This window comes from Streptomyces sp. NPDC086077 (assembly GCF_040686175.1).
Classification (GTDB): Bacteria; Actinomycetota; Actinomycetes; order Streptomycetales; family Streptomycetaceae; genus Streptomyces.
The window spans coordinates 1-9,438 of the sequence record NZ_JBFBJT010000207.1; the positions used below are offsets into that span (position 1 = coordinate 1).

Consider the following 9,438-nt stretch of genomic DNA (forward strand, 5'->3'; position numbering starts at 1 on the left):
CGCCGTCCAGCAGCACCTGGCCGGCGTCCGGCCGGTGCACGCCGGCGAGCGTCTTGATGAGGGTCGACTTGCCCGCGCCGTTCTCACCGGCGAGAGCGTGCACCTCTCCGGGGAACAGCTCCAGGGACACGTCCCGCAGGGCGCGTACCGCGCCGAAGGACTTGGAGATGCCCTTGAGCGCCACTACCGGGGCCGGCCCCGTGTCGGACGGGTGGGTCATGAGGGGCTCCTCGACGACGCGGCGCGCGGGCGGCGAGGCGGCCCGGTCTGCGTCGTGAAAGGTTTCAACTGGATTGCCGGGACGTTAGGCGGGCCAGGCATGTCACGTCAATGGGCGGGGGTCGAAAAGTTTTCGGATAGCCGATGGTCACTGCTGGATCACGGAGAAAGGCTCGGCCGGACCGCTTGACACCCCTTCGCGGGGCTCATAGCTTGCGGGCCTGAATCGTTTCATCATGTCGTGACGCAACAGGAGCCCAGCAGTGAGCGATCTCGCCGCGGTGAAGGCCGCGCTCAAGACCCAGGCAGTCGAGACGCCGTCGTGGGCGTACGGCAATTCGGGGACCCGGTTCAAGGTGTTCGCGCAGCAGGGCGTGCCCCGCGATCCGCGCGAGAAACTGGACGACGCGGCGAAGGTGCACGAGTTCACCGGTGTCGCCCCCACCGTCGCCCTGCACATCCCGTGGGACCGGGTCGACGACTACGCGGCGCTGGCGAAGCACGCCGGGGAGCGCGGGGTGAAACTGGGCGCGATCAACTCCAACACCTTCCAGGACGACGACTACCGGCTCGGCAGCATCTGCCACCCGGACGCCGCGGTGCGGCGCAAGGCGGTCGATCACCTGCTGGAGTGCGTCGACATCATGGACGCGACCGGGTCACGGGACCTGAAGCTGTGGTTCGCGGACGGGACGAACTATCCCGGGCAGGACGACGTGCGCGAGCGGCAGGACCGGCTGGCGGAGGGGCTGGCCGAGGTGTACGGGCGGCTGGGCGAGGGGCAGCGGATGCTGCTGGAGTACAAGCTCTTCGAGCCGGCGTTCTACACGACGGACGTGCCGGACTGGGGGACGGCGTACGCGCACTGCCTGAAGCTCGGCCCGAAGGCGCAGGTCGTGGTCGACACGGGGCATCACGCGCCGGGAACCAACATCGAGTTCATCGTGGCGACGCTGCTGCGGGAGGGGAAACTCGGGGGATTCGACTTCAACTCCCGCTTCTACGCGGACGACGACCTGATGGTGGGGGCGGCGGATCCGTTCCAGCTGTTCCGGATCATGTACGAGGTCGTGCGTGGGGGCGGGTTCGGCGCCGGGTCCGGGGTCGCGTTCATGCTCGACCAGTGTCACAACATCGAGGCGAAGATCCCGGCGATCATCCGCTCGGTGATGAACGTGCAGGAGGCCACGGCCAAGGCCCTGCTGGTCGACCGGGGGGCGCTGACCGCGGCTCAGCGGGACGGGGATGTGCTCGGGGCCAATGCCGTGCTGATGGACGCCTACAACACGGATGTGCGGCCGTTGCTTCGTGAGGTGCGGGGCGAGATGGGACTGGACGCCGAGCCGCTGGCCGCGTACGCCCGGTCCGGGTGGGCCGAGAAGATCGTCGCCGAGCGGGTCGGTGGGCGGCAGGCCGGTTGGGGCGCGTGAGCGTCCGCCGGGTTCTGTTCTCCGCGGGGTGCGGGCCGTGTGTCGCCGGTCGCGCAGTTCCCCGCGCCCCTGCAAGGCACCACACCCGCACCTCCTCCTGAAAGGACCGCACATCCATGTCGACCCACCCCGAGGCCGCCGACCTGCTCGCCCGTTCCCATCGGCTCGGCTCCGATCCCCGGAACACCAACTACGCCGGGGGCAACGCCTCCGCCAAAGGCACCGCCACCGATCCCGTGACCGGGGGTGATGTCGAGCTGATGTGGGTCAAGGGGTCCGGCGGGGATCTCGGGACGCTCACCGAGGCGGGGCTGGCGGTGCTGCGGCTTGACCGGCTGCGGGCGCTCGTGGAGGTGTACCCCGGGGTCGAGCGGGAGGACGAGATGGTCTCCGCGTTCGACTACTGCCTGCACGGCAGGGGGGGCGCCGCGCCCTCCATCGACACGGCGATGCACGGGCTCGTGGACTGCGCCCACGTCGATCATCTGCACCCCGACTCCGGGATCGCGCTGGCCTGTGCGGCGGACGGGGAGAAGCTGACCGCCGAGTGTTTCGGGGACAGCGTGGTGTGGGTGCCGTGGCGGCGGCCCGGCTTCCAGCTCGGGCTGGACATCGCCGCCGTCAAGGCCGCCAGTCCGCGGGCGGTCGGCGTGATCCTGGGCGGGCACGGCATCACCGCCTGGGGCGACACCGCCGAGGAGTGCGAGCGGAACTCGCTGCACATCATCCGGACCGCGGAGGCGTTCCTCGCCGAGCGGGGCAGGCCCGAGCCGTTCGGGGCGGTCGTCGAGGGGTACGAGGCGCTGCCGGAGGCCGAGCGGCGGGAGCGGGCGGCCGCGCTGGCGCCGTACGTCCGTGCCCTCGCCTCGCAGGACCGGCCGCAGGTGGGGCACTTCGACGACTCGGACGTCGTGCTCGACTTCCTCGCGCGCGCCGAGCATCCGCGGCTCGCCGCGCTCGGCACGTCCTGCCCGGACCACTTCCTGCGCACCAAGGTCCGGCCGCTGGTCCTCGATTTGCCGCCGGCGGCTCCGCTCGACGAGACGGTCGCGCGGCTGCGGGAGCTGCACGCCGTCTATCGAGAGGAGTACGCCGCCTACTACGCGCGGCACGCCCTGCCCGACTCCCCCGCCATGCGCGGCGCCGACCCCGCCGTCGTGCTGGTGCCGGGTGTGGGCATGTTCAGCTTCGGCAAGGACAAGCAGACGGCCCGGGTCGCCGGCGAGTTCTACGTCAACGCCGTGAACGTGATGCGCGGGGCGGAGGCCGTGTCGTCGTACGCGCCGATCGAGAAGTCGGAGAAGTTCCGTATCGAGTACTGGGCGCTGGAGGAGGCCAAGCTCCGGCGGATGCCGAAGCCCAAGGCGCTCGCCACGCGGGTGGCGCTGGTGACCGGGGCGGGCAGCGGGATCGGCAGGGCGATCGCACACCGGCTGGTGGCCGAGGGCGCGTGCGTCGTGGTGGCGGACCTCGACTCCGGCAACGCCGCCCGGGTCGCCGAGGAACTGGGCGGCTGCGACAAGGCCGTCGCCGTGACCGTCGACGTGACCTCCGAGGAGCAGATCGCCGAGGCGTTCCAGGCCGCGCTGCTCGCCTTCGGCGGTGTCGACCTCGTGGTGAACAACGCGGGCATCTCCATCTCCAAGCCGCTGCTGGAGACTTCGGCCGGGGACTGGGACCTCCAGCACGCCGTCATGGCGCGCGGCTCCTTCCTCGTCTCGCGGGAGGCGGCGCGGGTGATGACCGCACAGGGGCTGGGCGGCGACATCGTCTACATCGCCTCCAAGAACGCCGTGTTCGCGGGGCCCAACAACATCGCCTACTCCGCCACCAAGGCCGACCAGGCTCATCAAGTGCGCCTGCTGGCAGCCGAGTTGGGCGAACAAGGGATCCGGGTCAACGGCGTCAACCCGGACGGCGTCGTGCGCGGTTCGGGGATCTTCGCGGGCGGCTGGGGAGCCCAGCGGGCGGCCGTGTACGGAGTGCCGGAGGAGAAGCTCGGGGAGTTCTACGCCCAGCGGACGATCCTCAAGCGCGAGGTGCTGCCGGAGCATGTGGCGGCCGCCGTGTTCGCGCTCACCGGCGGGGAGCTGACGCACACCACGGGGCTGCACATCCCGGTCGACGCCGGCGTGGCCGCCGCGTTCCTGCGGTGAGCAGCGCCATGACGTCGTTCGCCGCGGTCGACCTCGGCGCGTCCAGCGGGCGCGTCATGGTCGGCCGCGTCGGACGGCACGAGCTGGAGCTGACCGAGGCGCACCGATTCGCCAACCGGCCGGTGCGGGTGCCGGAAGGGCTGCGCTGGAACGTGCTCGGGCTGTACGCCGGTGTCCTCGACGGACTGCGGGCGGCGGGACGGGTCGACTCCGTCGGCATCGACAGCTGGGCCGTGGACTACGGGCTGCTGGACGCCGACGGCGCGCTGCTCGGCAATCCCGTGCACTACCGGGACGGGCGCACCGAGGGCGTCGCCGAGAAGGTGTGGGCGGACGTACCGGCCGCCGAGCTGTACGCGGCGACCGGAGTGCAGTACGCCCCCTTCAACACGCTGTACCAGCTCACCGCCGCCCGTTCGGCCGGGCACCTCGACCGGGCGGAACGCCTGTTGCTGATTCCCGACCTGCTGTCGTACTGGCTCACCGGGGAGCAGGGCACCGAGCTCACCAACGCCTCCACCACCCAGCTCGTCGATCCGGGGACGCGGGACTGGTCGTACCCGGTGGCCGCGCGGCTCGGGGTCGACCTGGGCCTGTTCGCGCCGCTGCGCCGGCCGGGCGACCCCGCGGGGGTGCTGCGCCCCGAGGTGCTGGAGGAGACGGGGCTGGAGGGTCCCGTTCCGGTGACCGCGGTCGCCTCGCACGACACGGCGTCCGCGGTGGCCGCCGTACCGGCGGCCGGGGAGCGCTTCGCCTACATCTGCACCGGCACCTGGTCACTGGCCGGACTGGAGCTGGACGCCCCGGTGGTGACGGAGGAGAGCCGGGCCGCCAACTTCACCAACGAGCTGGGGCTGGACGGCACGGTGCGCTACCTGCGCAACATCATGGGCCTGTGGCTGCTCCAGGAGTGCGTGCGGGCCTGGGGCGAGCCGGATCTCGACGAGTTGCTGCGGGCCGCGGCCGCCGTACCGGGACTGCGCTCGGTGGTGGACGCGGGGGACGCGGCGTTTCTCGCGCCGGGGCGGATGCCGGAGCGGATCGCCGAGGCGTGCCGTGCCTCCGGGCAGCCGGTACCCGGGTCGCCGGCTGAGGTCACGCGCTGCATCCTCGACTCGCTCGCCCTCGCCCACCGGCGGGCGGTCGAGGACGCCCAGCGGCTCGCGGGTCACGCCGTGGACGTCGTCCATGTGGTGGGCGGCGGAGTGCGCAACGCGTTGCTGTGCCAGCTGACCGCCGACGCCTGTGGGCTGCCGGTGGTGGCGGGCCCGACGGAGGCGGCGGCCCTCGGGAACGTGCTGGTGCAGGCGCGGGCCCACGGACTCGTCGGCGACCGGACGGACATGCGGCGACTGCTGTCCCGCACCCAGCCGCTCACCCGCTACGAACCGCGTGGCGACCGGGCACCCTGGCGGGCGGCCGGGGCCCGGCTCGCCGGAGGGTGAGCGGGGTCTCCCCCGGACCGCGCCGCCGCACTACCCTGCACTCATCGGATGACCAACCCCAAGGAGCCGCGATGCGTGTCGCCCTGTTCCTGACCTGTGTCAACGACACGCTCTATCCGGACACGGGGCGCGCCGTGGTGAAACTGCTGACCAGACTGGGCGTCGAGGTCGACTTCCCGATGGCCCAGACCTGCTGCGGGCAGGCCCACTACAACACGGGCTACCGGCGTGAGGCGGAGCCGCTGGCCCGGCATTTCTCCGATGTCTTCGGGGAGTATGAGGCGATCGTGACGCCGTCCGGGTCGTGCGGGGCGATGGTGCGGGAGCTGTATCCACGGATCGGTGCGCGGGCCCGCGCCGAGGGGCGTGGGAGCACGCTGGCGACCGCGCTTGCGCCGGTGGTGCACAAGACGTACGAACTCACCGAGTTCCTGGTGGATGTGCTGGGGGTGACGGACGTGGGGGCGCACTACCCGCACCGGGTGACGTACCACCCCACCTGTCACGGGCTGCGCGGGCTGCGTCTGGGTGACCGGCCGCGCAGGCTGCTGGAGGCGGTGAAGGGACTGGAGCTGGTCGAGTTGCCGGGCGCGGACGAGTGCTGCGGTTTCGGCGGCACCTTCGCGCTCAAGAACGCCGACGTCTCGGCGGCCATGGGCGCCGACAAGGTGCGCAACGCCGAGTCGACGGGCGCAGGGGTGCTGTGCGCGGCGGACAACTCCTGTCTGATGCACATCGGCGGCACCATGACCCGCCTCGGCACCGGGATGCGGCCGGTCCACATCGCGGAGATCCTGGCGAGCACGGAGGAGGAACCGGCACTGTGAGCGGGACGTTTGTCGGCATGCCGGCCTTTCCGGCGGCCGCGCACGAGGCGGTGCGCAATCCCACCCTGCGCGGCAATCTGCGGCACGCCACGCACACCATCCGCGCCAAACGCGAGAAAGCGGTTGCCGAGGTCTCGGACTGGGCGCAACTGCGCGAGGCGGGACGGCGGATCAAGGACCACACGCTGCGTCACCTCGACCGCTATCTGGTGCAGTTGGAGGAGGCGGTGACGGCGGCGGGCGGCACCGTCCACTGGGCCGTCGACGCCGACGAGGCCAACCGGATCGTCGCCGGCCTGGTCAAGAAGACAGGCGAGTCCGAGGTCGTCAAGGTCAAGTCGATGGCCACGCAGGAGATCGGGCTCAACGAGGCGCTGGAGGCGGAGGGCATCCGGGCGTACGAGACGGATCTCGCCGAGCTGATCGTGCAGCTTGGCGAGGACCGGCCCTCGCACATCCTGGTCCCGGCGATCCACCGCAACCGCGGTGAGATCCGGGACATCTTCGCCCACGAGATGGCGAAGTGGGGCCGCCCGGCGCCCGACGGCCTCAGCGACACGCCCGCCGAACTGGCCGAGGCCGCCCGGCTGCACCTGCGGGAGAAGTTCCTGCGGGCCAAGGTCGGCGTCTCCGGCGCCAACTTCATGGTCGCCGAGACGGGCACGCTGGTGGTCGTCGAGTCCGAGGGCAACGGTCGGATGTGCCTCACCCTCCCCGAGACGCTGATCTCGGTCGTCGGCATCGAGAAGCTCGTGCCGACCTGGCGGGACCTGGAGGTGTTCCTGCAGACCCTGCCCCGGTCCTCGACGGCCGAGCGCATGAACCCGTACACCAGCATGTGGACCGGCACGACGGACGGGGACGGCCCGCGCGCCTTCCATCTGGTCCTGCTCGACAACGGCCGGACCGACACGCTCGCCGACGAGGTCGGCCGCCAGGCCCTGCGCTGCATCCGGTGCTCGGCGTGTCTCAACGTGTGCCCTGTCTACGAGCGGGCGGGCGGTCACGCGTACGGCTCGGTCTACCCGGGCCCGATCGGCGCCATCCTCAGCCCCCAGCTGCGGGGCACGGCGAGCGAGATCGACGCCTCGCTGCCGTACGCGTCCTCGCTGTGCGGGGCCTGCTACGACGTCTGCCCGGTGGCCATCGACATCCCCGAGGTGCTGGTGCATCTGCGGGAGCGGGTGGTGGCGGGCGGCCCGGTGGTCCGCGGCGGCAACAAGGTCGTGCTCAAACCGGCCAAGGGGCATGCCGCCGAACGGGCGGCGATGCGGGCGGCCCGCTGGGCGTTCGCCCACCCCGGCGTCCTGCGCACCGGTCAGCGGCTCGCCTCGCGCACCCGGCGCTTCCATCCGCGCACCCTCCCGGGGCCGGGCGGCGCGTGGAGCGGGACCCGGGATCTGCCGACGGTGCCGGCGGAGCCGTTCCGGGACTGGTGGCTGCGCACGCACGGCGGCAGCGGAAGGGACGGGGCGAAGTGAGCAGCAGGGACCGGATCCTGGGCCGGGTGCGGCGCGCGCTGGCGGACGTCGGGCAGGACGGCACGCCGTACGAGTTGGCGGTTCCGCGGGACTATCTGCGCGAGCACGGCGAGCGCGACGCGGGGCGGACGGTGGATCTGCTGGCCGAGAACCTGGCGGACTACCGGGCGATCGTGCACCGCACGGACGAGGAGGAACTGCCGTACCTGATCATGCGGCTGCTGGCCGAGCGGGGACCGCGGTACGTGCTCGTGCCACCCGGGCTGCCGCCCGAGTGGATGTCCGCGGCCGATGCCACCCGTGTGCACGACCGCGCCGTGAGCACACCGCACGAGCTGGACAAGGTCGGCAGCGTGGTCACCGGCTGCGCGCTGGCCATCGCCGAGACCGGCACCCTCGTCCTGGACGGCGGCCCCGACCAGGGCCGCCGCCGCATCACGCTCGTACCGGACCACCACATCTGCGTCGTACGCGTTCCCGACCAGGTCGTGGCCTCCGTCCCGCAAGCCCTCGAACGCCTCGACCCGGTCCGTCCGCTGACGTGGATCTCCGGTCCCTCGGCGACCAGCGACATCGAACTGGACCGGGTCGAGGGGGTGCACGGTCCGCGCACCCTGGAGGTGGTGCTGGTGGGCGATCAGGCGAGCACCGACGTCACCTCGTAGCGCCCGGACGGGCGCCGGTAGGAGGCGATGCCGTCCGTGAAGTCCAGGAACTCCACGCCGCGGACGCGGGAGAGGGGGTCCTGCCCTCTCGGACGGAGGCCCGATCGGCGGCCGGGATGCGCAGGGTCGCCGTGCTGTCGGCGGGCACGGCGGCCCGGTATGCCAGGCGGCGGCCGACCGCCGTCCAGGCGCTGACGATCTCGCCGTACGGCGACAGGTGTGAGGCGGACACCCCGTCCAAAAGCGGAGTCAGCCATTCGGCAGGTGCCGGTCCGCACGGAGGAGCGCGCTGCGGGGGCCACGGCTAGCGTGAGGTCATGATCCGGTTCGAGCAGGTCACCAAGCGGTACCCGGACGGCACGACCGCGGTGGACGAGCTCTCCTTCGAGGTGGCCGAGGGCGAACTCGTCACGCTGGTGGGCCCGTCGGGCTGCGGCAAGACGACGACCATGATGATGGTGAACCGGCTGATCGAGCCGTCCTCGGGCCGGATCCTGGTGGACGGCGAGGACATCGCCTCGGTCGATCCGGTGCGGCTACGGCGGCGCATCGGCTACGTCATCCAACAGGTCGGCCTCTTCCCGCACCGCACCGTCCTCGACAACACGGCGACCGTGCCGTCACTGGTCGGCTGGAGGCGGACGAAGGCACGGACGCGGGCAGCGGAACTGCTCGAACTGGTCGGGCTGGATCCGAATACGTACGGGTCGCGCTATCCGCATCAGCTGTCGGGCGGCCAGCGGCAGCGGGTCGGGGTGGCACGGGCGCTGGCGGCGGACCCGCCGGTGCTGTTGATGGACGAGCCGTTCGGGGCGGTCGACCCGGTGGTGCGGGAGCAGTTGCAGGACGAGTTCCTGCGGATGCAGGCCGCGGTGCGCAAGACGGTGCTGATGGTCACGCACGACATCGAGGAGGCGGTGCGGCTCGGTGACCGGATCGCCGTGTACGGGCAGGGGCGGATCGAGCAGTTCGACACGCCTGGAGCGGTGCTGGGCACACCGGCGTCGCCGTACGTCGCCGAGTTCGTCGGCGCCGACCGGGGGCTGAAGCGGCTGTCGGTGACCGCGATCGAGCCCGGCGATCTGGAACAGCCGCCCGTCGCGCACCTGGACGAGCCGTCCGGCCGGGCGGCGCGGCGGCTGCGGGCGGAGGGGGCCCGGTGGGCGGTGGTCCTGGACGCGCGCGGCGACCTGCACGGCTGGGTCGCGCTGGACG

Annotated in this window: 9 protein-coding genes; 7 read left to right on the plus strand and 2 right to left on the minus strand. The window is 72.0% G+C overall.

The genetic code is table 11. The features are described from left to right. On the minus strand, positions 1–220 hold a 220-nt coding region (locus AB0O67_RS34395; RefSeq protein WP_365459024.1), incomplete at its 3' end, for an ATP-binding cassette domain-containing protein. Between the two features lie 262 nt (positions 221–482). Between AB0O67_RS34395 and rhaI the strand changes: the two genes are divergently transcribed. The 6 genes from rhaI (at position 483) to AB0O67_RS34425 (ending at position 8,223) form a co-directional block, all read left to right on the plus strand. Then, complete coding sequence (gene rhaI, locus AB0O67_RS34400) at positions 483–1,649, plus strand: L-rhamnose isomerase (protein WP_365459027.1); 1,167 nt, start codon at positions 483–485, stop codon at positions 1,647–1,649. 116 nt (positions 1,650–1,765) lie between these two features. Further along, the gene (locus AB0O67_RS34405) at positions 1,766–3,805 is read left to right on the plus strand and encodes a bifunctional aldolase/short-chain dehydrogenase (RefSeq protein ID WP_365459030.1); all 2,040 of its coding nucleotides are present in this window, start codon (positions 1,766–1,768) and stop codon (positions 3,803–3,805) included. An 8-nt stretch (positions 3,806–3,813) separates the two neighbouring features. Continuing rightward, positions 3,814–5,250, plus strand: a complete 1,437-nt coding sequence (locus tag AB0O67_RS34410) for a rhamnulokinase family protein (protein ID WP_365459033.1) — start codon at positions 3,814–3,816, stop codon at positions 5,248–5,250. A gap of 71 nt (positions 5,251–5,321) precedes the next feature. After that, positions 5,322–6,077, plus strand: a complete 756-nt coding sequence (locus AB0O67_RS34415) for a (Fe-S)-binding protein (RefSeq protein ID WP_365459036.1) — start codon at positions 5,322–5,324, stop codon at positions 6,075–6,077. Further along, positions 6,074–7,558 (plus strand): lactate utilization protein B, encoded by a 1,485-nt coding sequence (locus AB0O67_RS34420; RefSeq protein ID WP_365459039.1) that lies wholly within the window; start codon positions 6,074–6,076, stop codon positions 7,556–7,558. Before AB0O67_RS34415 ends, AB0O67_RS34420 begins: the two co-directional genes overlap by 4 nt. Then, positions 7,555–8,223 carry a lactate utilization protein C gene (locus AB0O67_RS34425; RefSeq protein WP_365459042.1) on the plus strand — a complete coding sequence of 223 codons (669 nt, stop codon included), beginning with the start codon at positions 7,555–7,557 and terminating at the stop codon, positions 8,221–8,223. Before AB0O67_RS34420 ends, AB0O67_RS34425 begins: the two co-directional genes overlap by 4 nt. On the opposite strand, the gene AB0O67_RS34430 is transcribed toward AB0O67_RS34425, so the two are convergent. Continuing rightward, on the minus strand, positions 8,213–8,455 hold the full coding sequence (locus AB0O67_RS34430; RefSeq protein WP_365459045.1) for an alpha-L-rhamnosidase C-terminal domain-containing protein: 243 nt from the start codon (positions 8,453–8,455) through the stop codon (positions 8,213–8,215). The genes AB0O67_RS34425 and AB0O67_RS34430 overlap by 11 nt on opposite strands. An 85-nt stretch (positions 8,456–8,540) precedes the next feature. Here AB0O67_RS34430 and AB0O67_RS34435 point away from each other — a divergent pair. Then, positions 8,541–9,438 (plus strand): ATP-binding cassette domain-containing protein (locus AB0O67_RS34435; protein WP_365459048.1); only part of this gene is annotated, 898 nt, incomplete at its 3' end.

Excerpts from the sequence above, each read along its gene's own strand:
- AB0O67_RS34405 (WP_365459030.1), top strand. The coding sequence starts at position 1,766 with ATGTCGACCCACCCCGAGGCCGCCGACCTGCTCGCCCGTTCCCATCGG.
- AB0O67_RS34410 (WP_365459033.1), top strand. The coding sequence starts at position 3,814 with ATGACGTCGTTCGCCGCGGTCGACCTCGGCGCGTCCAGCGGGCGCGTC.
- AB0O67_RS34415 (WP_365459036.1), top strand. The coding sequence starts at position 5,322 with ATGCGTGTCGCCCTGTTCCTGACCTGTGTCAACGACACGCTCTATCCG.